Source organism: Flavobacterium saccharophilum (assembly GCF_900142735.1).
Classification (GTDB): domain Bacteria; phylum Bacteroidota; class Bacteroidia; order Flavobacteriales; family Flavobacteriaceae; genus Flavobacterium; species Flavobacterium saccharophilum.
The window spans coordinates 1-22,727 of record NZ_FRBY01000004.1 but is presented as its reverse complement, the minus strand read 5'-3'; the positions used below and the strand labels follow the sequence as shown (position 1 = coordinate 22,727).

The 22,727-nt window shown below is 32.1% G+C and carries 20 protein-coding genes, 2 tRNA genes and 1 rRNA gene; 9 read left to right on the top strand and 14 right to left on the bottom strand.

Annotated elements, in window-relative coordinates; translation table 11 throughout:
- Nucleotides 1-255: 255 nt before the first annotated feature.
- The 4 genes from BUA98_RS13455 to BUA98_RS13440 all read right to left on the bottom strand — a co-directional run bounded on the left by BUA98_RS13455 (nt 256) and on the right by BUA98_RS13440 (nt 3,969).
- A complete protein-coding gene (locus BUA98_RS13455; RefSeq protein WP_072973362.1) occupies nt 256-1,281 on the bottom strand; it encodes a LacI family DNA-binding transcriptional regulator in 1,026 nt (341 codons plus the stop codon).
- Nucleotides 1,282-1,499: 218 nt separating this feature from the next.
- A complete protein-coding gene (locus BUA98_RS13450) occupies nt 1,500-2,015 on the bottom strand; it encodes a cupin domain-containing protein (RefSeq protein ID WP_072973359.1) in 516 nt (171 codons plus the stop codon).
- 36 nt (nt 2,016-2,051) lie between these two features.
- The gene (locus BUA98_RS13445) at nt 2,052-2,990 is read right to left on the bottom strand and encodes an ROK family protein (protein ID WP_072973357.1); all 939 of its coding nucleotides are present in this window, start codon (nt 2,988-2,990) and stop codon (nt 2,052-2,054) included.
- A gap of 292 nt (nt 2,991-3,282) precedes the next feature.
- Nucleotides 3,283-3,969, bottom strand: a complete 687-nt coding sequence (locus tag BUA98_RS13440; protein WP_072973355.1) for an SGNH/GDSL hydrolase family protein — start codon at nt 3,967-3,969, stop codon at nt 3,283-3,285.
- 537 nt (nt 3,970-4,506) lie between these two features.
- Between BUA98_RS13440 and BUA98_RS13435 the strand changes: the two genes are divergently transcribed.
- On the top strand, nt 4,507-5,874 hold the full coding sequence (locus BUA98_RS13435; RefSeq protein WP_072973352.1) for a 3-keto-disaccharide hydrolase: 1,368 nt from the start codon (nt 4,507-4,509) through the stop codon (nt 5,872-5,874).
- A 91-nt stretch (nt 5,875-5,965) separates the two neighbouring features.
- Here the strand turns inward: BUA98_RS13435 and BUA98_RS13430 are convergent, their stop codons facing one another.
- Nucleotides 5,966-7,393, bottom strand: a complete 1,428-nt coding sequence (locus BUA98_RS13430) for a Gfo/Idh/MocA family protein (protein WP_072973349.1) — start codon at nt 7,391-7,393, stop codon at nt 5,966-5,968.
- Between the two features lie 109 nt (nt 7,394-7,502).
- Complete coding sequence (locus tag BUA98_RS13425; RefSeq protein WP_072973346.1) at nt 7,503-8,711, bottom strand: Gfo/Idh/MocA family protein; 1,209 nt, start codon at nt 8,709-8,711, stop codon at nt 7,503-7,505.
- Between the two features lie 586 nt (nt 8,712-9,297).
- Here BUA98_RS13425 and BUA98_RS13420 point away from each other — a divergent pair.
- From BUA98_RS13420 to BUA98_RS13395, 6 genes are all read left to right on the top strand, one after another.
- Entirely contained in the window at nt 9,298-9,588 is a 291-nt protein-coding gene (locus BUA98_RS13420; RefSeq protein ID WP_072973344.1) for a GNAT family N-acetyltransferase, read from the top strand.
- Nucleotides 9,589-9,605: 17 nt separating this feature from the next.
- Nucleotides 9,606-10,226 carry an alpha/beta hydrolase gene (locus BUA98_RS13415; protein WP_072973342.1) on the top strand — a complete coding sequence of 207 codons (621 nt, stop codon included), beginning with the start codon at nt 9,606-9,608 and terminating at the stop codon, nt 10,224-10,226.
- Nucleotides 10,226-10,576, top strand: a complete 351-nt coding sequence (locus BUA98_RS13410; RefSeq protein ID WP_072973340.1) for a cupin domain-containing protein — start codon at nt 10,226-10,228, stop codon at nt 10,574-10,576. Before BUA98_RS13415 ends, BUA98_RS13410 begins: the two co-directional genes overlap by 1 nt.
- Nucleotides 10,577-10,871: 295 nt before the next feature.
- A complete protein-coding gene (locus BUA98_RS13405; protein WP_072973337.1) occupies nt 10,872-11,810 on the top strand; it encodes a ring-cleaving dioxygenase in 939 nt (312 codons plus the stop codon).
- A gap of 1,029 nt (nt 11,811-12,839) precedes the next feature.
- The gene (locus BUA98_RS13400; protein ID WP_072974074.1) at nt 12,840-13,217 is read left to right on the top strand and encodes a hypothetical protein; all 378 of its coding nucleotides are present in this window, start codon (nt 12,840-12,842) and stop codon (nt 13,215-13,217) included.
- 76 nt (nt 13,218-13,293) lie between these two features.
- A complete protein-coding gene (locus BUA98_RS13395; protein WP_072973335.1) occupies nt 13,294-14,556 on the top strand; it encodes a hypothetical protein in 1,263 nt (420 codons plus the stop codon).
- Nucleotides 14,557-14,803: 247 nt separating this feature from the next.
- On the opposite strand, the gene BUA98_RS13390 is transcribed toward BUA98_RS13395, so the two are convergent.
- The 3 genes from BUA98_RS13390 to BUA98_RS13380 all read right to left on the bottom strand — a co-directional run bounded on the left by BUA98_RS13390 (nt 14,804) and on the right by BUA98_RS13380 (nt 18,500).
- On the bottom strand, nt 14,804-15,880 hold the full coding sequence (locus BUA98_RS13390; protein ID WP_072973333.1) for a Ppx/GppA phosphatase family protein: 1,077 nt from the start codon (nt 15,878-15,880) through the stop codon (nt 14,804-14,806).
- Nucleotides 15,881-15,940: 60 nt separating this feature from the next.
- Entirely contained in the window at nt 15,941-17,212 is a 1,272-nt protein-coding gene (locus BUA98_RS13385) for an MFS transporter (RefSeq protein ID WP_072973331.1), read from the bottom strand.
- Nucleotides 17,213-17,516: 304 nt separating this feature from the next.
- A complete protein-coding gene (locus BUA98_RS13380; RefSeq protein WP_072973329.1) occupies nt 17,517-18,500 on the bottom strand; it encodes a BstXI family restriction endonuclease in 984 nt (327 codons plus the stop codon).
- A gap of 875 nt (nt 18,501-19,375) precedes the next feature.
- Between BUA98_RS13380 and BUA98_RS13375 the strand changes: the two genes are divergently transcribed.
- Nucleotides 19,376-19,711 carry a helix-turn-helix domain-containing protein gene (locus BUA98_RS13375; protein WP_139257014.1) on the top strand — a complete coding sequence of 112 codons (336 nt, stop codon included), beginning with the start codon at nt 19,376-19,378 and terminating at the stop codon, nt 19,709-19,711.
- A 115-nt stretch (nt 19,712-19,826) separates the two neighbouring features.
- Complete coding sequence (locus BUA98_RS13370) at nt 19,827-20,588, top strand: phosphatase PAP2 family protein (RefSeq protein WP_072973325.1); 762 nt, start codon at nt 19,827-19,829, stop codon at nt 20,586-20,588.
- A gap of 112 nt (nt 20,589-20,700) precedes the next feature.
- Here BUA98_RS13370 and BUA98_RS13365 read toward each other — a convergent pair whose 3' ends face one another.
- The 5 genes from BUA98_RS13365 to rrf all read right to left on the bottom strand — a co-directional run.
- Nucleotides 20,701-20,949 carry a hypothetical protein gene (locus BUA98_RS13365; RefSeq protein WP_072973323.1) on the bottom strand — a complete coding sequence of 83 codons (249 nt, stop codon included), beginning with the start codon at nt 20,947-20,949 and terminating at the stop codon, nt 20,701-20,703.
- A gap of 247 nt (nt 20,950-21,196) precedes the next feature.
- Nucleotides 21,197-22,174 (bottom strand): YheT family hydrolase, encoded by a 978-nt coding sequence (locus tag BUA98_RS13360; protein WP_072973321.1) that lies wholly within the window; start codon nt 22,172-22,174, stop codon nt 21,197-21,199.
- 245 nt (nt 22,175-22,419) lie between these two features.
- Nucleotides 22,420-22,505, bottom strand: a tRNA-Leu gene (locus tag BUA98_RS13355).
- Nucleotides 22,506-22,511: 6 nt separating this feature from the next.
- Nucleotides 22,512-22,584, bottom strand: a tRNA-Phe gene (locus BUA98_RS13350).
- 68 nt (nt 22,585-22,652) lie between these two features.
- Nucleotides 22,653-22,727, bottom strand: a 5S ribosomal RNA gene (rrf, locus tag BUA98_RS22675); the annotation flags it as partial.

Here is a 22,727-nt window from a genome sequence, read left to right as displayed (position 1 = left end):
ATAAGAAATGAATTTAAATGAGGTAGTTTTTTGAAGATAATTCAATACATTTTCACGAAAACGTTATAAAACGATGTTAAATAAAAAGAAATCAAAAATTGACAAATAAACAAATTGTCAGAAAAATAGGTGTAATAAATTTAAGAATCGTCTAAAAAAAAACTAATCTGAATATCAATTAAAAGTATTGACATTCAGATTAGTTATAAAATGATAAAACGTTTTAGTATTTACTTGTAAATTATAAGAATAATATTATTTAGAAAGTGAAGATTCCCTTACTATTAATTCTGTTTTTAGCATAATTTGATGCGTAGTTTCTGCAACATCTTTTTTCTTTAAAAGAGGTAACATTACGTCCATTAACGCAGTACTAATTTCATTTAACGGCTGATGAACAGAAGTAATAGCCGGGTCGTAGATTTTGAACATATCATTGTCGTCAAATGCAATAATACCGATCTCGTTAATTAATTTTGGATTTTTTACTTTAAAAACTTCTAGTCCGCTCTGAGCAAGATAATTAGTGGCAAAAAAGACGGCGTCTAAATCAGGATTCTGATCCAGGAACTCCTTAATATATTCTTTGCTTTTTCCTTTATTGATTTCACTATAAGGAATTTGAAGCGTAATAGCTTTTAAATTATTTTGAGAAACTGCCTTATCGTAGCCGGAAAGACGACCCATCATCTGTGTTTGATCAGATGCTGTAGTTATAAAACCAATGTTTTTAAATTTATTTTGGATCAAATGCAGCGTTGCATCAAAAGAAGCCTGTTCATTATCAATAACGACACTATTACAATCTAATCCTTCAAAAAATCTATCTAGTAAAATTACTGGAATATTGTCTTTTATTAAATTTTCAATAGTATCTTTTATCCCAGGAGAAGGTACAATTATAAAACCGTCTACCTGTCGAAAGTTAAACAAGGTGATAAGTTCATTCGATTTCTCATCGTCATTTTCATTACTGCAAAAAATAACTTTATACCCTTTATCGTACGCAATATCTTCAAAGATACGAGCCAGTTTTGAAAAGAAATTATTTGAAATATCTTCCATCATAAAAACCAGGATTTTTGATTTCCCGGTTCGAAGACTTTGTGCAATTTGGTTAGGCCTGTAATTTATTAATTTTGCATAATCTAAAACCTTTTTTGTAAGCTCTTTAGAAATGTGTTTTTCTTTTGCTTTGCCATTTAATACAAAAGATACTGTAGTTACAGATATCTTTAATTCATCAGCAATATTTCTAATCGAAACAGGTTTTTTTTTCATTTGAAAATCAATTTAATTTACACTCACAAATTTTCGTCAAATATAGTAAAGTTATTATTGTAGCCTAAAATTAGTACACTCATCTTTTGAAATTTTAGTGTGTTTTCTACATTTAACATTCATTGAATCAGATTTATAAAAGTAAAAGTGCGCTTCTTGTTGCCTTTTTTAGATTTAAACCTTTATAAAATGATTTTCAACAACAATATACTTCAATTTTAACGACCAAAATCATCCTGAAGACGAACAATATCATCTTCGTCAGAAGGGTTATTCTGATCTGTATGCTGCCATATTTCAGCAATTACACCCCATGAATCTAAACCAATTAAGCGATGACGCTCTCCTATTTCCATTTTTATGAAATCCTGATCATGAAGGGTTTTTAATTCTCCTTCAACATCTGTATCACTAATTTTTACTCCTACCGGACCTTTAACAACTTTCCAAATTTCAGATCTTCTAAAATGATACTGCCAGGAAAGCCTACGTTCTGGGGCTACCACTAATATTTTTGGACTTAACTTATTTGTGATCTGTACTTCGTCCAGTTTCAAATGCGAAAAAAAGGTTTTTATAAACTCATTTGCCTGATCTTCATCAATTACAAAAAAACCACCCCAAGGTCTGGTTTGGTCTTCATTTATAATAGTAAAATTGTATTTTTCTATTTCATTCCTAACCTTTTCAAAAACCACGGCTTTGTTATCTGTGTCGGATATTTGTATACTCATTTGTTTTTATATTTTAAATAATAAATTATCAATAATCTAGAAATAAGGCAATTCTGCTTTTATTTTTTCCCAAAAAGCTTCGTTAAAAAGATAGCTTGACCCCAAAATACTGGTTTCTTCTGTATTTTCTATAATACTTATTGGTAAACTAATGTTTTGCTTTTTAAAATTTTCTCCTAATTTATTTAAAAACAAACGATTAGATTTTGCAATATTTCCGCCTATTACTAGCAAATCAGCATCAAAATCAACAATATACGGAGTTAAAAATTCGCTTAAATTATCTGCAAAATCATCAAATATTTTTGCTGTTGCATAATTTTCGATACTCGCAATCTCTTTTACGCCATCGGTAAGTTTTTGACCTGTACTCTTTTCGTACTGATTTAAAAACCATCTTGTCGAAAAATAATTATCTGCAATATTATCCCTATATGGTTTATCCCATAAACAGCCATTATGAGGTACATTACTTCCCTGTGTTACAGGCAATTTATTATCTAAAAATGCCGCTCCAAAACCAGTTCCCAAAGTAATTGCAATCACTTTGTTTGTACCTGCTTTTACTCCTTGTTTAAGCGCTCCGCCTACACCAAAGCAGCTGGCATCATTTAGGAACCTAAAACTAACATCTTTTTCACTTAAATACTTTGAGAGCTCATCAGCTACAGAAACGTTGTACAATGCTTCATATTTATCATTTCCTTCAAACATTGCAATTCCGTTTTGGTATTGAAAAGGTCCAGGCATGGAAAAGGCAATTCCAATTGTTCCGTTTAATTCCTGACCTCCCTCTATTGCCTGAATAGTTTGATTAATTATTTCAGCCCACTTTTTAATAATTATTTCTTTAGAAGCTTTACTGTCAACAGCACCACTAAAATACGTTCCCGGAACGATCTTAAAATTACCATCACTTACCGCAGCACTACTAATATGACTCCCCCCTATATCTACTCCTATTGTTATCGCCATTTTTTATTCCTTTTAATTATTTTTTATTTAATAATCAATTCATAAATTCATTATTACTTATACTCTTTTCTGATTATGGGCCCTTCTTTTTTCGGGTCTAAAATAATTTTCAAACCTAAAAAGAAAGATTTTCGACATCCAATACTATATTGTCAAAAGACAATACTTTTATCCTAATTGATCCAAGCAATCTTACCATTATATTATAAACTCCCAGCAAGACTCTCAAATAAAGTCCTCATTTTATTTAAAAATAAATAGTTGATTATGTGCTACCTGAAGGAATATCACATTACTTTTTGAGCGCTTTTGAAATAACCTTTTGCAAAATGGGCTCCATTATAGCATATCCGGCTTCATTAGGATGAACACCATCTGTTCCTAATTCTTCTTTTAAACCAAATTTTTCATTAACCATAGCTGAAAAATAATCGACATAAAAAAGTTTGTTTTTTTCGGCATACCCTTTTAAAACTTTGTTTAGCTCAATGACTTTTTGAGCAGGCTCTAAGCCACGTTTCCACGGAAAATCTGCTGCAGGAAGAACAGAACAAAGAATAACTTTTATACCATTTTGTTTTGCCAGCTCGCACATAGAAAATAAATTTCCAGATGTTGCCTCAAGAGAATAAGGCCCCGTATTTTGTGCTATATCATTTATTCCTGCTAAAATGACAACTACTGAAGGCTTTAACGCAATTACATCTTGTCTAAATCGTAATAGCATTTGCGGGGTTGTCTGTCCGCTTATACCTCTGTTAATGTATTTATTGGCAGAAAAAAAGTCAGGTCTTTTACTTAGCCAGCCTTCCGTAATTGAATTTCCCATAAAAACCACCCGGCTATGCTCTTTAGAATTTAGAGCCTGCACCTTTGCGTTTTCTTCTTTATACCGATTTAAATTTGGCCAATCCTGACCGTATGATATACTGCATAAAGAAAGGAGAAAGGCTAAATAAAAGAATTTCTTGATTTTCATTACAAAACTAAAAAGGTTAATTAAAATATAGGTTTACGATTCACACACTAATATTACATTTAAAATATTTTTGTGTTAATAAAAAATTATTATTTAAAATTTTAACGGTATAGATAACAATCGCCAAATCAATTACAAAATAATAGTAGGAATATGTAATTTCGAAGCAAATATACTAAAACGTTTTAGCAAAAAAAATATTTTATCTTTTTTTTCTGTTTTTTTTATAAAAAATAGAATCGATTTAATAATCAATAATTTCACATTCAATTATTTCTGGAAATAGTACTATAAATTTTGATGCATTTTATCTTGAAAAAACCAGCCACAATACTAAATACAGATATCATCTTTTACTTTTTTAACAATTATGAAGGCTATTGTCAAAAAAAGAATAACAAAAACATTCACTAAAGATGTATATTAGTAAAACTAAATCGTTTTATTCGTTTTGTTTTTTTTGCAAAAAACAGAAAATTTATAGTAAATTAAACCACTGCTTTACATAACCTTTTACATTAATTAAACCACAGAAGAATGAAACAAATCACAACAATCTTTTTTTTATTGATCGCACTTAGTTCTGGAGCGCAATCAAATAACTGGCAATCCTTATTTGATGGAAAAACGCTTAATGGATGGAAACAGTTTACAGGTTCTGCCACTTATTCGGTAGAAAACGGGATGATCGTTGGCACAACGGTAGATAAATCTCCTAACTCTTTTCTTGTAAGCGACAAACGTTTAGCCGGAGATTTTGTATTGGAGATGGAAACCATGATGACGGATGCAAACACCAATTCGGGTATACAATTTAAAAGTAATTTTGATGCAAAAGCCAATGATGGTAAAGGACGTGTACACGGTTACCAGTACGAATTAGATCCCTCTGCCCGTAAATGGAGCGGCGGAATTTATGATGAGGGAAGAAGAGAATGGTTATATCCTGCATCAAACAATCCAAAAGGTCAGATACTTTTTACACCCAATGTCTTTCATAAAATTCGTGTAGAATGTATTGGCAATACGGTAAAAACATGGTTAGACGGAACTCCGGTTTCTTATCTCGCAGATTCTATAACAAGCAACGAAGGTATCCTTGCCTTACAAGTACATTCTATTGGCAAAGCTAAAGATGCAGGTATTAAAATATTCTGGAAGAATATCAGAGTTCAGACAAAGAATATTAAACCGCTTGCCTTTCCAGAAGGTATTTATGTAGCTAACCTCATTCCAAATAAGCTTACCCCTTACGAAGAAAAGAGCGATTGGAAATTATTATTTGATGGAAAAACTACTACTGGCTGGGTTGGCGCTTACAAAAAATCTTTTCCGGATAAAGGATGGCAATTGAAAGATGGGCTTTTAAAAGTATTATCTTCAAACGGTAGTGAATCGACAAATGGCGGTGATATTGTCACTCAAAAAGAGTATGCTGCATTTGATTTGTCATTTGATTTTAAATTGACAGATGGAGCCAATAGCGGTATCAAATATTTTGTAACATTGAGCGAAAAAAATAGTGGGTCTGCGATAGGATTAGAATACCAATTGCTCGATGATGTTCTTCATCCTGATGCAAAACTAGGCAGGGATGGGAATCGTACGCTTGGTTCACTTTATGATTTAATCAAAGCTCAAAAAACAGAACGTTTCTTCCGTAAACCTGGAAACTGGAACACGGGTCGTGTTATTGTGTATCCCAATAACCATGTTGAACATTATTTAAATGGTGTAAAAGTATTGGAATATGACAGGGGTTCACAAGCATTCCGCGATTTAGTAGCCCAAAGTAAATACAAAGTCTGGCCAAATTTTGGTGAAGCAGAAAAAGGACATATTCTGATACAGGATCACGGTAACGAAGTAAGCTTTAGAAGTATTAAAATCAGAGAATTGAAATAATACTTCGACTGATACTAAATAATAAAAAAAAAACGAAAGCCAACCCTAAACAAACAGGTTGGCTTTCGTTTTTATTAAATTATATAAAAAACTATACTTTATAATATTGCTCCCATCCTTTGCGTGGTGGCGGCCCTACTAGTAATTCATTTGCATTTTTACTACTGGTAATTATTTTTTTACTTCTGTCAAAAACAATTTTTTCACCCGTCCATTGTGCTAATACTCCAAGGCAAAAAACCTGACTTAAAGGCCCTGCAATCTCAAAAGGAGAACGTGTTTTTTCCTGCCCTTTACAAGCTTTTAGAAAATTAGCGAAGTGATTGGATGTACTTTCCGGAACAACAGGTAAACGCGAAGCCATCTCTTTTGCTTTTTCTTCAGGAATAATCGACAATGTACTCCCGTGTGAACCACCTTTAAAAGTCAAATCCTTACTGTAAATAATTTTACCCGGATTTAATTTTGCAGGGGCAATTGCTCCATTGCTGGGTGGCGGAATATTAGGATCGAGTCCTTGTACTCCATATCCTGCCGGTATTGGCGGAAGATTATCTACTCCGTCATACCATTTAATTTCGACCGGCGGCATGTTATCGCGTTTAGGAAATTTGAATGAAAGGGTCGTAGACATAGGATAAAAAAAGTCGTTATGTCCTTCTAATTTAATCGGGTCAACTTCATAAGGAAGACCAAGGTCCAGAAACTGATGAGCCGTATCCAGAATATGTGCTCCCCAATCGCCTAACGCCCCCATTCCAAAGTCATACCAACAACGCCACTGACCATTTACAAAGTCTTTGTTATATTGATGCCCTTGGGTTTGCATTTGCCACATATCCCAATCAAGTGTACTTGGTATAGGTTCAGCTGGTGGAAATGAAGTAATCTTTGGGTTCCAGCTGTGCCAGCGTCTGGGCGAATTCATGTGTGCCGTTATGGCGGTTACGTCTTTTATTATTCCAGCGTCAACCCATGCTTTAAATTGAAAGTAATTAGCCTCAGAATGTCCCTGATTTCCCATTTGGGTAACCACTTTTGGGTGTTTTCTGGCCGCTTTAATCATAAGCTCTACCTCATTGAAGGTGCGGGCCATTGGTTTTTCTACATATACATGTTTACCAAGCCCAATCGCCATCATAGTAATAGGAAAATGAGAAAAATCAGGTGTTCCAATAGAAACTGCTTCTATCTGATTACCCATTTTATCAAACATTTGTCTAAAATCCTTAAACCGGGGTACATTTGGAAACTCTTTCAATATTTCTAAAGTATGAGGCGCTTCCATATCTACATCGCAAAGTGCTACAATATTGGCTAATCCTGTTTTGTAGAGTTCACGAATAATCTCTCCACCTCTGTTTCCAATTCCAACACAGGCAAGATTTACTTTTTCAGCACTTCCAAAACCAGAAAATTTTAGCTCATTGGCAAACAAAAAACCAGGTGTTGCAACTGCTGCTGATGCCAATATAGCTTGCGTTAAAAACTTTCTTCTTGAGTAATTATTATCAGACATATAAAAATGATTTTTTTTTTAATATAAAAATTAAACAAACTCAATATCAATTCAAAAGCATGGTAGTACTACAAACTTAATAAAAAAATACGCACTTTTTTGTAGCTTCTTAAACAAGGTTAAATTCAGGCTGCCATTTTTCAAGGCCATTCTTATAAATTGCTTTATTCATAAGATGCACACAGCAAGCTGTTTTAGCACCAGTAATAACATTAGAAACAGGCGTAGCATTTGTTGTGATACTTTTATAAAATTCCTGTAGGGCATACCAGCTTCCATCTTTTGATTTTTCTTTTAGAATAGAAGTACCACCATCCTTGTTCCATTCAATTTTTGAAGCGCCGGTAACGCCATCAACTGTTTCTAGTTCTTTCCTCGTTTGCTTTTCAGGATAAAATAGTCCTTCATCCATCAGCAATTCAATTGTTCCTTTGGTTCCTTTCAGCTTAAAAAGATAGCCGTCTTTTTCATTAGCGCAAGTAGCACCAAAATTCCCGATCATTCCTTCTTTATTGTAACGAAGAATGGTTTGTACGTTATCAAAAGTTTCTCTTCCATCTTTGTAAAAATCAACTCCGCCAGTTCCCAATATTTCATCGGGGTGGGTGTTAAAAGCCCAGTTAATAAAATCAACCTGATGCGATAGTAATTCAGCCGGCAAACCACCTGAATATTCCTTATACATTCGCCAGTTAATTTGTTGATCTGTATAACCCGCAGGTACAGTTCTTCTCCAGTTTGCGTTACGATCCCATCGACAATCAATCTGTGTCACCTTGCCCAGATAACCGCTATCAATCATTTGTTTTACTTTAAAATAAAGTGGTGTGTAGCGATATTGATGGCCGACCTGTAAAACCAGATTAGGATTTTCCTTTTTCAGCGAAACAAGCTCAAGGGCTTGTTTTGCATTGTACGTCATTGTTTTTTCTAAATATACATGCTTTCCTGCTTTGATAGCAGCGACTGCAATTTCGTAATGATTATAAAGAGGCGTCGCAATAATTACGGCATCAATTGTTTTATCATCCAGCAATTTGCGGTAATCTTTTTCGTAACGGATATTATTATATTTATCCAATATCTTAGCCTGTTCCAAACGAAATGGCAATACATCGCAAACCGATTTCAATTGAAACTCTTCAGGCATATTATTAATTACACTCCCCAGACCTTTGCCCCTGTCTCCACAGCCGATTATTCCAATTGAAATGATTTTTGCTGTTTCTGTAAAAGAGTATGCCTGCAGCATTTGCTGATGCAATAAAAGTCCAGCCGTAAATAAACCTGATTGGCGAATAAAATTCCTGCGCTTCATATAGTAAACAAGATTAAAAAAATTAAATAAGCAAGACTTGCTCTATGGCTATAATAATTGTTCTTCTAATATAGAAATTAATACTTTCAAAAAATGAAGTGTTAAAAATATTTTACAAAAAACATACTACAAACAATACCACTAAAAAATTAAACTCATAGCTTCAATAGCAAGGATTGTTTCCTAAATAATAATCCGTTAATAAATTCACGAAATATCGTTAATAAAAACCCCGCCATTTCTCTATAAACCGCTGACTTAATTGAGCTTTTAATTTGAGGCATGTTATTTGGCAACTGTATTGGCATCCTTTATAATTTAAAAGATGCACAACATAAAACGACACTCATAAAAAAATAATAACAGATTGTTTTTTTTCTTAATCTACATTAACCAATGGGCTTTTGCACCTTTAGTAAGTTTGTAAAAGAAATTTAACAACTGTGGAGATAATTCTATCTCTACATCATCGCAAAACTAAGCTGACACCGATTTAAATTGCAGATTTCTGATAATCATAGTATCTTTAAGAAAAGAATATTGATTCTCTTTTATCTGCTAAAAACAAAAATATAATTTAACATATATGGAAACTATAAAACTGGAATTAGACGAGAAAAAACATGGCGCTTTTAATCTTTATGTGGATGATAAAAAAATAGGCGAAATGACGGTCAGCATCAAAGATGATTTATTAACTGTTTACCATACTGGAGTTGAACCGGAAGGCGAAGGAAAAGGATATGCTAAGAAACTTCTGGAAGAAATGACAACGTATGTACGTGCTAATAATATGATGGTTTTACCACTTTGTCCGTACGTTCATGCACAATTCAAAAGACATCCGGATGAGTATCAGGATATCTGGAAAAAATAATCTTAAAATATACTATTATGAATATAGAAACCCTAACAGGCGGTGTGCCTTTAAATGAAGCTAAAAAGGCTTTGATTATGATTCACGGACGTGGTGCAGGTGCGCATGATATTCTTTCTATTGCAAAACATCTTAAGGTTGATGATTTTGCATTGGTTGCACCGCAGGCAGAAAACAGAACCTGGTATCCGTATTCGTTTTTAGTGCCTCTTGACGAAAATGAACCTTCTTTTTCAAAATCCTTAGAAGCAATTCATCAGGTTGTTGTAGCGGTTCAGCAAAACGGAATTGAAAAAGAGAATATCTATTTCCTTGGATTTTCACAGGGAGCTTGTCTTGTCTTAGAATTTACAGCCAGAAATGCTGCAAAATATGGTGGAGTTATCGCTTTTACAGGCGGACTTATCGGCGATAAAGTTTATGAAGATCATTACTCAGGAAATTTTGAAAACACTCCTATTTTCATCGGAACAAGTGATCCTGATTTTCATGTTCCGGTTGAAAGAGTAAATGAAACCGAAGCGCTTCTTCAAAAAATGGGCGCTGATGTTACCAAGAAAATCTACCCGAATATGGGACATACTATAAGTCAGGACGAAGTAGATTGTGCAAATGCATTGATTTTTAATAAAAAATAATGATTCGGATAACCCGGGTTTACAGCGATGCAAATGGCGAAAGTCATTTTGAAGATTTCGAAGTTCCGTTGAAAAACAATGGCGATATCGGTTTTTTATCTGATGATGAACCGGCAAAGTCAATTGTTTTCAGAGAAGTCAGTCCATCTTATGATTATGATTTTCATAATGCTCCAGACCGCCAATATATAGTTTTATTAGAAGGTGGCGTAGAAATCGAAACTTCACTTGGAGAAAAAAGGACATTTGAAACAGGGTCCATTCTATTAGTAGAAGATACCACAGGAAAAGGACACAAAACGAAAAATATTGAACCGAAACTTCGAAAATCAATATTTATAAAATTATAAAATTGGAAAAAGAAACGGTAGTACCAGAGATGGGTCTTTTAAATTACTATAGGTTTTCTAAATATAGGAAATGCAATTCTTAAAATTACGATATATCGTGGGATTAAAAAGCTAAAAAAATACACAAACACCTTATTTACAATAACTTAATTCAGTTGGAATATTATTTGGTTATTAATTGACAAATCAAAACTGACCTGCTTTTTATTTCTTAATCTAGGTTAATCGATGCAGAGGCATAACAGAAGTAAATTTGTATAAGAAAATCAATAACAACTAAATAAATAAAAATACCATGGAAAATAAAATTTTAGGCTTACACCATATTACTGCAATTGCAGGTGACGCTAAACGCAATTTCAACTTTTACTCTAACATATTAGGATTACGTTTTATAAAAAAAACAGTGAATTTTGATGATCCGGGAACCTATCACTTTTACTTTGGTGACGAAGTTGGAAGCGCCGGAACGATCTTAACTTTTTTCCCTTGGGGAGAAGGAATTCAACAAGGAAGAAAAGGTTCTGGAATGGCAACCGAAATTGGGTATTCAGTTCCAAAAGGAAGCTTGGATTTCTGGCAGAAACGTTTTGAGAAATACAATGTGATTTACAACAAACCTTCTGAAAAATTCGGCGAAAGATATCTTACTTTCTTAGATCCTGATGGATTAAAATTAGAATTAATCGAATCTAAAACAGATGATAACAGAAAACCTTGGGAAACCGACGAAGTAAAAGCCGATGTTGCAACAAGAGGTTTTCATAACATCACTTTGACCTTAAACAGCATCAAAGCTACTGCTGCCATCTTAACTGAAATATTTGGTTACAAATTAATTGAACAAGATGTAAACCGTTACCGTTATGCAACTGATGCAGTAGAGAACGCAGCAATTGTTGACTTAGTAGAATTGGATGAAGAAAAACGCGGTCACGTAGCAAACGGATCTGTTCATCACGTAGCTTTCCGTGTGCAAAATGATGAAATTTTAATGCACTTCCGTGAAAAAATTGAGGAATATGGATTGTCTATTACACCACAGATCGATAGAAATTATTTCCACTCTCTATATTTTAGAGAACCAGGAGGAGTTTTGTTTGAAATTGCGACAGAAAACCCTGGATTTACTGTTGATGAAAGTTTAGAAGAATTAGGTAAAAACTTAAAACTTCCAGAACAATACGAGTCAGACAGAGCAGCTATCGAGGCACATTTGGTTAAAATTAATTAAATTCTCGGTGTAATCCTGATCTCTGCATAAAAAAAGTCCTAATTTTCATTAGGACTTTTTTTATGCTCAATTGCCAACTAATATCTTTATTGTAAGGAGAAAATAAAAAAACCCAACTCGTCACGTCGACAAGTTGGGTTTCTACCATAAACCGTAATAAATCTCTCTATTACAAATATAATCGTATAAAGTAAAAATTAAATTCAAAAGCTTGTAGTAACATATCTACAAATGTGCAGAATTTATATTACAATGATCAAAAACAATGATGACACTAAAGAACTAAAAAACACTTAAACCTTTTAAATATAAAGGTTCGAAGTTTTTTCATTTAGAGCACTTTTTATTATTTATACAAACTACAAAGTCACCGCGATAAAATTATTATACAAGAAGTTTATTTGTAATTAAAATCTTTTTTAAGGACAAGAACATTCATTTTTTTTGATCAACATACTCATCATATCAAAATTTCACTCGGCAAGCGCATCTAATTTATCAAAGTCAAACCTAAGTTTAAATCGTTTTTTTATATAAAATCATTATGAAAATGACCTTTTTATTTTCATCATAAATTTTGTGAGAATAAAAAGTTCTTTTTCAAACAAAACAAAACCATTAAAGGGTGAAAAAACATCACAACAAAACACTACTTCCATAATCTAAAGAACTTACTTAAATCTAAATTGATAAACAGACAAAATTATAACACCATTGCATGGTAAAAAAAATAAAACATAAGTGATTTATTATCAATAATTTAAACGAAAAAAGAGTTTGATTCAAAAAAACGCAAAAACAACCACTTAATGGTTATAAAATAATAAATCGCAAATACCTCATTCTCAACATTTTTCAAAAATTAGTCATAAAAAAAAGGCATTATTCAAAAAAAAATAAGAAAAAAGTAAGAAATCAATTCAAACATAAAAGAATTCAAAATGTTTTTCAAAATATATTTGTAAAGTCGAAACTGCAGTGGAAAACAAAATGAAAAAAAATAAAAAAAAACAATTAAATACTAAAACTATGTCAGACTTTTTAAATCAATTCGGAGAAGATCTTCAAAAAAATGTACCAGGATTCATTGCCGTTTCAGTTGCAGAAATCCAAAGTGGAATGTCATACTTTTCACTTTCTGATGTTTCAGATTTTGATCCTGAATTAGCATCAGCTTTCAACCTTGAAGTTGTAAAAGCAAAGATGAATGCTATCAGTGCCTTAGGACTAAAAAATCAGATTGTGTCAGATATCATGATTACGTTAACATCTCAAATTCATATTATTGATATTTCTGACAATAACATGTATATGATTTATCTTGCTGTTGACTCTACTAAAGCTAACTTGGGAATGACAAAATCAATTCTTAACAAGTATAAAAAAGAAATTGCTTCTAAATTATAATGGAATTGAAATCGTAAAATGGCTGGCTTTTAATGGCTGGCCTTTTTTTTAAAATAAATTTTAAAAAAAAGAAGTTATGAAAAAGAAATTGTTACTTGTATTTTTTACTTTCACGCTATTAATTAAAGCACAGAATACTAAAGGCATTAATGGTGATACCAATTGGTTGAACATGTGGACAAATTTCAATCCTAAAACCACCAGCTATAACGAAGCCTCTATAATAATAACGGGAACAATAACTTCAAACATGACATTAAAAAAGGAAAATGTTTATGTTTTAGTAGGTACCGTTTATGTTGCTCCAAATGTTACTTTGACTATTCAGCCAGGTACATTGGTAAGATGTGATGCAGATACTCTGACCACATTAGTAATTACAAAAGGGGCGAAAATCATTGCGGAAGGTACTGAAACTGACCCGATCGTTTTTACCTCCAACAAACACGCAGGGGACAGAAATCCTGGGGACTGGGGAGGTATTATTATTTTAGGAGATGCCCCAATAAACAAATCTGGAGGAATTGGTACTTTGGATTTTGAGCTTGACCCACAAAAAGCACTTTATGGCGGAAATAATAAGGACAGTGACTCTGGTATTTTAAAATATGTTCGAATTGAATTTTCAGGAAAAAAAACCAGTCATAATAAACCTATAAACGGATTATCATTAGCAGGAGTTGGAGCAAAAACAAAATTAGAGTATATACAGGTTACTTCATCTGATGAAGATTCCTTTCAGTTCTACGGAGGATATATAAATACCAGTCATTTAGTGTCTCTGCGATCAGCCGATGATGACTTTGATTTTACACAGGGGGTTCAGTGTAATATCTCTAACAGTATTGCAATTAGGAGTCCGTTCTTATCTGACAGCTATGGATCCCGATGTTTTGAAATGGAAACTGTCGATACAAGAAAAGGAGAGGTTTTAGACAGTAAAAAAGAAATGACGAGAGTAAATGCTACGAATTTCACGATGATGCATACTCAGGATATTGGAGCTGAAATTCAAGGATTGAAACACGAAGCAATATTAATTAGGGAAAATACCTTTTTAACATTAACCAATTCAGTAATATCAGGATTCAGTCACCTCATTGTATTTGCTGATGCAATTTCAATTTCCGATGAATATTTAGATCAGATAATTTTAAAAGATCTGCTCATTAATGATACCAAGGTTATTGGAATAACTCAAAATAAAGACTTCAATTCCATTATAAGTAATTGGTATCAGGACAAGCAGTTCGGAATAGACTTTATAAAACTTAAAAATGATCAGCTGTTTGCCAGCACATCTATGAGAAAAAAACCTGATTTTAGAATTAAAAACTAAACTATCTACCTATCTAGAATTATACGTTTGATGCGAGTAGAGAGCGTTGTTGACCAGATTGCTCTTTACAAATAATCAATAAAAAACCAGTAATCTTATCGATTACTGGTTTTTTATTGATTATTAGATTCATTTATTTTCCAGATACATTAATGTCCTACTAGTTTCAAAATCAACAATTACAGCACTTTAAATCACTTATTTCAACCTATTTGTCACCAAAGTATATTCAAAAAATAAGTTAATCTCAATGAATATTTTTTGCTCTTTTTGCAGAATCAGCAATATAAGAAAGTAGCCAGGCCATTTGTCCCTGTTTTGTGAAATAGATCTTTTTAGATTTGATATCAGGCATTTTCTGCAATAAAGTCAGTAATAGCGAATTTGCTGCAATTAAGTATTTTTGAGAATAGGTTTTTAATACCTTCTCTACATCCTTGTTTTGTGTTGCTAACGCTTCAAATTTTGCATAATCCGTTTTTATCATTGTATCGTAAGCTTCAACATCTTTCACCTCAAATGGGCTAAAATTTTCTACTGCACTATTTCCTTTATACAATGTATAGAATGCCCAAACTGCACCTCCAGACATGTAGATGTTATCTTTGTTAAAAATTTTTGGATTTTGCTGATACAAATGATCTGTCTGTTCTCTTAATTCAGGTAAAGCTGTAGACAATACTTCATTAAATTCAGCAATTGAATTCGTTTTTCCTTTTTTGTTTATTTTCTCTGTAAAAGTTACTGTCCCCAAATCTAATGTTACAGGGTAAAATATTAAAATATCATCTTCATTAAATTTCTCCACATATCCGCCTTTAGTATTTCCTCCTCCAATATCAAGAATCAACGAATCAGAATATTCTTTTGGCGGAATACATCCTTTTAACAACAACTTTGCTTCTGTTTCAGAAGTAATTATCCCTACATTTATATTAGTAAAAACATACAATCTTTGGAGTAAAACATCAACATTTTCTGCCATTCCAACTCCGGAAGACACCACAATAAAGATGTTTTTTTCATCAATTTTGTATTCCTTAACAAGTTTCGTATAATTTTTCACCACTACATCAAAAGCAGTGTCAATATCATTTGCTGCTAATTTTCCATCAATGGATATCCCTTTTGCAATAGCTACATTTTCGGTCCAAAAATCAACCACTTCATATTTTCCTTTTTTAATGTTTTGGACATTTATTACCGACATTTTTACTCCTTTACTTCCAACTTCAATTCCGGCATAATGTTCTTGTGAAAATAAACTCGGAGAAACTAAAAAAATAAAAATAATTATGACTTTAAGTACAATATATTTTTTCATTTTAAATGGGTGTTTTTAATAATAGGAGTAGCTCATTTTTATTCAAACATTAAAAGTAGATTACCTTTTCTTGCTTTTATCGACAAAAATGGATTGCACTATTTTTATTTTAGTTTCTATTGTTTCTTTTTCAACCGTCTTCACCAGCCAATAACATAGTGTAATAGCCAATAGACCAATTAAACTCATAAATATGAAATCTGCCCTATAACTTGCATAAGCGACAATTTCCATACCTGTTTTAGCACTTAGTATATGTGCAAGACTGAAACTCATGGTAAAAACTGACATATACCTACCCTCTTGATTGTTATGTGATCTGGTCATAGCAAATGAGTTTGAAAAAGGAAAAGTTAACATTACCCCCAATGTCATAAAAAACATCATGACATACAATATACCATACCACTTATCATTCAAAAGAAGAAGGACATAACTAAGCACCATAAATGACAAACCAACCATTATAACATTCAGCTTATTCATTTTGTTCTTTTCTACATAATTTACAATGGGTAATTCAAACACTAACGTTAAGATACCGCTAAAACTTAAAAGCAAACCACTGTTTATTTCTGACAAATTAAATTGCTCTTTGTGATACAGGGTCAATGTAGTAAATACCTGAAAATACATAATTCCTGTTATCAGAGAAATGAACATATGCATTATAAAAGTTCTATCTTTTAATATTGCGTATTTATCTACTCCAATATTGTGTGTTTTGAGTTTAAAAGGTAGTTTTCTTTCTTTAACTAAAAGAACAAAAACTAAAACTGCCAGAATACAAGTGGCCGCATCTACATAAAAAAGATACTTATAACCGATTAGTATAATGATAAGACCACCCAAAGGTGGGCCAAACAGAAACCCCAAACTTGTTGCTGCTCTTACTAAGGCCAGCGCTCTGGTTTTGTTTTCTTTTCGAGTGTATGTATTTAAAGATACTAACATTGCCGGCCTGAACATATCGGCAACAGTTGTTAAAAACAAAATTGCAATACAAAATCCTTCAAATGATGTTGTATACTGTAGTGCAAAGAATATTAGTCCACTTCCAAAAAGACTTCCTATCATTACTTTATAAAATCCAATTTTATCTGAGAGCACCCCACTTAACCAGGTACCTATAAAAGAACCAACACCAAAACAAACCATAACCCAACCAATCTGATTGTATTCAAAATGCAGGTTCTCTCTCATGTATTTTGAGAGAAACGGAATTACCATTGTCCCGGTTCTGTTTATAAAGGTTATTAATGCCAGAATCCAAATTTCCTTTGGAAAACCACTATAATTTTCTATATATTTTTTTCTTAAGTCGCTAAACATTTTCTTTTTTTTTTGATGATTTTTTTTTAGTTTTTGATTCCACTTTTAAATAAATCAAAAAGACAACTTTTTATTAAATCTTTATTCAGATTATGTATTTTATAATCCTGAATAATTGATTTGAAAGATGACTTATAATCTGGAAAAACCACATACTCACTAATTTTCGTCTATAACAAAAAATTACTTTTTAGTACAAAAAGCTTTTCTCTAATTAGTTGATTTATTGTTTTATGGATTTATTCTATCAGTACATTATTCAAAATAGGCATCGAAGTCTATATCAAACCAATGTTCCTAATCATTAATTAGATGAATCCTTGTTGAAAATAATAGTATTTACAACGACTTCTTTCATCCATTTAATAGTTTCGATTACGCCAGTTTCTTTACAAATCATATTACAATTCTGATGTCCCCACGCCAGATTATAAGGGACATGATTGAATTCGCCAGTCTTCAGCTGATTAATGTAAAAAAGATTTATGGGACTAATCTCTCTATCGATTTCTAACTTCTCTGCAGATTCAAAGAAATTAAGTAGAAAAGCCTCCGCACTCAATTTTTTCAAGCAAAGTGGACAAATCGTGTTTTTAGCATTATCAATAATTCGAGTTTTGTAAAGTCGGTCCGTATTAGATAATTTTTGATTATTACAAGCTGTACTTATAGCTTCCATTCGATTTTCTATCTCACTTTCTGTCATTCCGGCACCAAGAGCTACTTCTTTGGAATTATAACAAAGCCAGAATAAATATTCTAATTGTAAGTGAGAGGATTTTATCGTTAAAAGAGAAGCGTATTCTGCTACTCTGATTCCGGCACCTTTGCAACTACTGGTATTGAAACCAAGAATAATTTTCTCTTCGTCTTTTGAAGTTGACGATAGTATCCTTGCTACAAAATGACCATCAATAGGAGATGTTCTTTTTTCAGCTATAGCAAGCTTATTTTTATAAGGATTAAATTCATTCCATTGCGCTCTAGTCTCGTAAAGCAGGATAGCATTTACACCAAGTTTTAACTTCCTGGCTTTCATGACAACTAATGTATCAGGATTTGTGTAATACTCTTCAGGGCTGATGACAACAATGAAACCACTTTCGAATCTTTCAGAAGTGAAAACAGAGATATCGAATAAATGGATTGATTCAAATGGTATCAAAACAGTACCATTTCTATTGGCTCTGTTTTGAAAAATCACATCATCATTTGCACTTCTGGTTTGTCCGGTTTTGTAGATTTTACTTTGTAGTAAAGGAGGTAGTTTGGGTAGTCGTTTTGCCATATATTATTAGTTTGGTTGATTGTTTTGGTTTGTTAATAGATTAACAGATATAGAAATACATTTACAAACTTTGTTGAAAAAATAAATCCATAATCTGAGGGGCTTTAGCAATTTAACTAACTTGAATACTCTAAGGTTAATTCATAGGCATATAGAGAATTTGTGAAAACATATTAAAATCAAATTTAGGCTCAAAAAAATAATCTTAAACATTAAGCAAGCTTTTTCTTTGTGACAATATTAACAATTATAATCAAATTTGTGGAACTATTTTTAGTTAAATTTTAATGCCATATTTTTTTTTTATTTAAAGTTATTTTCTAAAAATATATTTCATATATTACATAAATTACTCATAAAACGGTACATTACAAGATTATAAAGAAATTCTTTCTTACAAAAAACAAACTAGCTTTACCTAGACACTTAAACTTTCCAAAATTTCGAAATCTTAAACACTTGTTAAAGCAAAACAAGCAAATTTATTCACCTTTCTACCCATTTTTGAAATTAATTTTAAGTACTTTTTATCAAGACTCAAGGAATTTTATTTAGATAACTTAGTATGAAAGATTGCGTATTTATACGTAAGATTTACTATTACAGAAACAACTATAATCGATACTATTAAAAACCTAAAAAACAACTTGCACGAACAAGATTCCTTATTTATTACCAAAAAAAGTTTTTAAAAACAATTAATTCCGGTTCAAACTAAAATTAATTTTTGCTTAAGATATGAGAGGGAGAATATTTTCTAAACACTTTTTATATATTTTAGTATTTATAAGAACCTCATACCTATCGTAAAAGCAAGGTAACTTCCAATAATTACGGATCACATTACAAATCTAAATTATAATTAAATTTAAAAATTGAAAAAGATCAAATTACAAAAAATGCGTTTAAAGCTTGAAATAACGCAGGATGTAATGGCTAATCTACTCGATATGACTCAAGCCACTTACAGTCGTAAAGAGCGTGGTTTAACTAAAATCACAAATGATGAATGGAATAGAATTACGGAAGTATTAGATGTAGACAGAAGTGAAGTCATTGAAGAAAATTTCAAAAAAGATTCTATACCCACTAATTTTACAAAAAGATCTTCCACAATTCCAAATGGCCTACTGGATCAAATTGCTTTTTTAACCAAAGAAAATCTAGAACTTAAAGAGAAAATAAGGAAGCTCGAAAACCAAGACAACTAACAAACTACCAGTAAATTACTATCTTTATTCTAATAGAAAATAAATTACTCTGCACAAAAACAGTTATTTATAAAGTATTTTAGAGCCAATTCCATTATAACGTACTAATTTATAAATGAGAAAAATTAGCCTTCTTATACTTTTACTACTGATATCTTATAAAGCTTTGGCACAAAACACAAAGGTAATAGACAGTATTCATACGGATACTGTTAGAAATATACGTTTCAATTATAAACAACTTATAATACCAGGTATTTTAATCGGATATGGGTTTTGGGGAATCGAAAGCGGACAGATAAAAAGTTTTAACTTTCAAATTCGTGATGAAATTACCGAAAACATAGATACCAAGGTAACAATAGATGATTTCACAAGATATATGCCTGCTGTTTCTGTATATGCTCTTAACGCTTTTGATGTAAAAGGAAAAAATAATATGAGAGATCGTTCTGTTATTTTAGCCACTTCCACTATGCTTACAGTTGGAGCAGTTTTCGGATTAAAATCTATCACGAATGTTGAAAGACCCGATCGAACTTCAAATGATTCTTTTCCATCAGGACATACAGCAATTGCGTTTGCAGGCGCCGAATTTTTATATCAGGAATACAAAGACAAATCAATATGGTACGGTGTAGCTGGTTATGCCATTGCAACCGGAACAGGAATATTCAGAATGTACAATAACCGACATTGGCTAACCGATGTTGCCGCTGGTGCTGGTATTGGCATTTTATGTACTAAAGCAGCATATTGGATGAATCCTTATTTAACCCGCAAACTATTTGGCAAAAAAGAGGCTAATTCTACCTCCTTTATTTCCCCTTCATATGATGGGGAAAGTTTTGCAATTACTTACATCAAAACATTTTAATGCAAACTTACATATAAGACATAAAAAAGCAAAAGCACCTCTTAAAGGTGCTTTTGCTTTTATAATATTTGATGTATTAGAATTAAAGATTTAGTACTCCACTATTCTAGCATCATTTATATAGTGAGATTGTATCCATCAGATTTTCTCTAGTTATAAATGCTTTAATATATTCCTGCACTTCATTCTTAGTTTCAACCGGAGTTTCAAATGAATTAATATGGAATTCATCATCCTGATCCAAAATATGTATAATTTCTGTATAACCTTTGGAAATTAAGCTCCCCTTCAATCTAATTATGTTCAATTGCTGCTGACCATTTAAATCCTTGCGTACTTTTAATTGTATAGCTTTTTCCATAATAAATATTTTAAATTAATAAGCCGTTAATTAATTCCAAATATAAATATTAATTACTACGAATCAAGCATTAAAATAAAACATAAATCATTATTTATCAACAGTTTAATGATCTTTTTAAAAATAATAAAATCATTAGTTTTTTAACCTAAATTTAGTGATTCATCTATTTTTCACCTACCAATTAAAGTAGTACGTTCTAAAATTCGCAACTTATAAACACTTTATTCTAAAATAGTACCCACAATTAAATGCTTTTTTCCACAAATGTAAAGGATCTAAAAAACTCATAAGCTCTTTTTTCCGCATAGGAATACTCTGAATCACGCAATGGAAAAGCGCAATGTCCTCCATATTTTGGAGTTTCCAAATAAACATAGGCACTGTCTTGCGCTATGGCTCTGGGATAACACCTTTCACTTAAAAAAGGATCATCAAGAGAATTAATAATCAAAACCGGAGTGGTAATGTTTTTAAGGGAAAATTCCGGTGAGACGCGTTGGTAATACTCATCCCGGCTTGCAAAACCATGTAACGGCGCTGTAAAATACTGATCAACTTCATCAAAAGAAGTAATTTTATCAATTTGATCACGATTTATAAAATCAGGAAACTGCGCTGCTTTGTATTTTAGTTTTCTTTTAATATCGATTGTAAAGTTCTTTAAATAAACTTTGTTAAAGCCTTGTTTAAGAACTTCTGCACTTGTAGCGATATGAGTTGGAACTGAAATTGAAACAGCTGCTTTTATGCGTTTATCGATTTTTGTCCACCCAAAGTAATTAAGCAGCTGAACGCCACCCATCGAATATCCGATCAAATAAACATCTTCAAATCCTTTTTTCAAAACAAACTGAACTACTTCATCAAGATCATCAACAGCACCGTGATGATAAAGCCTTGGCAAGCGATTCATTTCTCCTCCGCAAGTACGATTATTCCATGCAAAAACTGAAAATCCTTTTTGCTGAAAATAAGTAGCACAACTATTATTATAAGTCCTACGCGAATCTCCTTCTAAACCATGACATAAAATCACTGCTTTTTTAGGATCGTTTATAATCAAATCGATATTAATAAAATCTCCATCACTCAGCTCGTGTTTTTGCCTTGTATACCCTGGAGCATCAAATTTCTTAAACAAAGCAGCATAAATAGTAGAAACATGCCTGTTTCGATGAATAATAGAAGGGAAATTATATTCTGATCGTTCAATTATAGGCATGATAAAAAATTTTATGGTGCACATTACAAATCTAAGAAATCAATATGTAATTTAAAGCTACTTACCTTATTTCATTTTTATAAATAACACAATGTTTTTTCTTATACATATTTGATAAGAAAAACAATAACCAAAAAACATACGATATACCTGATCCCGAATTGTTATAATAATAGAATATACGACTATAATTATTTATAGTTTAAAAAAAAACTTCAACTAGCATAACTAGTTGAAGTTTTTAGTACTCAGAGCGGGACTTGAACCCGCACGAACATTGCTGTTCACTGGATTTTAAGTCCAGCGTGTCTACCAATTTCACCATCCGAGCATTATGTGGTACCTCCAGGGATCGAACCAGGGACACATGGATTTTCAGTCCATTGCTCTACCATCTGAGCTAAGGTACCTTATATTTACATAATTATGTAAATAAAGAATAAAAAACCCTGTTTCATTAGAAACAGGGTTTTCAAAAGAAAGGCGACGACATACTCTCCCACATAACTGCAGTACCATCTGCGCAGGCGGGCTTAACTACTCTGTTCGGGAT

What these genes read in the sequence shown, in the direction of transcription:
- BUA98_RS13410 (WP_072973340.1), top strand. Translation starts at nt 10,226, where the DNA reads ATGATTCGGATAACCCGGGTTTACAGCGATGCAAATGGCGAAAGTCAT.
- BUA98_RS13400 (WP_072974074.1), top strand. Translation starts at nt 12,840, where the DNA reads ATGTCAGACTTTTTAAATCAATTCGGAGAAGATCTTCAAAAAAATGTA.
- BUA98_RS13420 (WP_072973344.1), top strand. Translation starts at nt 9,298, where the DNA reads ATGGAAACTATAAAACTGGAATTAGACGAGAAAAAACATGGCGCTTTT.
- BUA98_RS13450 (WP_072973359.1), bottom strand. Translation starts at nt 2,015, where the DNA reads ATGAGTATACAAATATCCGACACAGATAACAAAGCCGTGGTTTTTGAA.
- BUA98_RS13455 (WP_072973362.1), bottom strand. Translation starts at nt 1,281, where the DNA reads ATGAAAAAAAAACCTGTTTCGATTAGAAATATTGCTGATGAATTAAAG.
- BUA98_RS13415 (WP_072973342.1), top strand. Translation starts at nt 9,606, where the DNA reads ATGAATATAGAAACCCTAACAGGCGGTGTGCCTTTAAATGAAGCTAAA.
- BUA98_RS13370 (WP_072973325.1), top strand. Translation starts at nt 19,827, where the DNA reads ATGAGAAAAATTAGCCTTCTTATACTTTTACTACTGATATCTTATAAA.
- BUA98_RS13405 (WP_072973337.1), top strand. Translation starts at nt 10,872, where the DNA reads ATGGAAAATAAAATTTTAGGCTTACACCATATTACTGCAATTGCAGGT.
- BUA98_RS13430 (WP_072973349.1), bottom strand. Translation starts at nt 7,393, where the DNA reads ATGTCTGATAATAATTACTCAAGAAGAAAGTTTTTAACGCAAGCTATA.
- BUA98_RS13390 (WP_072973333.1), bottom strand. Translation starts at nt 15,880, where the DNA reads ATGAAAAAATATATTGTACTTAAAGTCATAATTATTTTTATTTTTTTA.
- BUA98_RS13445 (WP_072973357.1), bottom strand. Translation starts at nt 2,990, where the DNA reads ATGGCGATAACAATAGGAGTAGATATAGGGGGGAGTCATATTAGTAGT.
- BUA98_RS13435 (WP_072973352.1), top strand. Translation starts at nt 4,507, where the DNA reads ATGAAACAAATCACAACAATCTTTTTTTTATTGATCGCACTTAGTTCT.
- BUA98_RS13425 (WP_072973346.1), bottom strand. Translation starts at nt 8,711, where the DNA reads ATGAAGCGCAGGAATTTTATTCGCCAATCAGGTTTATTTACGGCTGGA.
- BUA98_RS13385 (WP_072973331.1), bottom strand. Translation starts at nt 17,212, where the DNA reads ATGTTTAGCGACTTAAGAAAAAAATATATAGAAAATTATAGTGGTTTT.
- BUA98_RS13440 (WP_072973355.1), bottom strand. Translation starts at nt 3,969, where the DNA reads ATGAAAATCAAGAAATTCTTTTATTTAGCCTTTCTCCTTTCTTTATGC.
- BUA98_RS13365 (WP_072973323.1), bottom strand. Translation starts at nt 20,949, where the DNA reads ATGGAAAAAGCTATACAATTAAAAGTACGCAAGGATTTAAATGGTCAG.
- BUA98_RS13360 (WP_072973321.1), bottom strand. Translation starts at nt 22,174, where the DNA reads ATGCCTATAATTGAACGATCAGAATATAATTTCCCTTCTATTATTCAT.
- BUA98_RS13380 (WP_072973329.1), bottom strand. Translation starts at nt 18,500, where the DNA reads ATGGCAAAACGACTACCCAAACTACCTCCTTTACTACAAAGTAAAATC.
- BUA98_RS13395 (WP_072973335.1), top strand. Translation starts at nt 13,294, where the DNA reads ATGAAAAAGAAATTGTTACTTGTATTTTTTACTTTCACGCTATTAATT.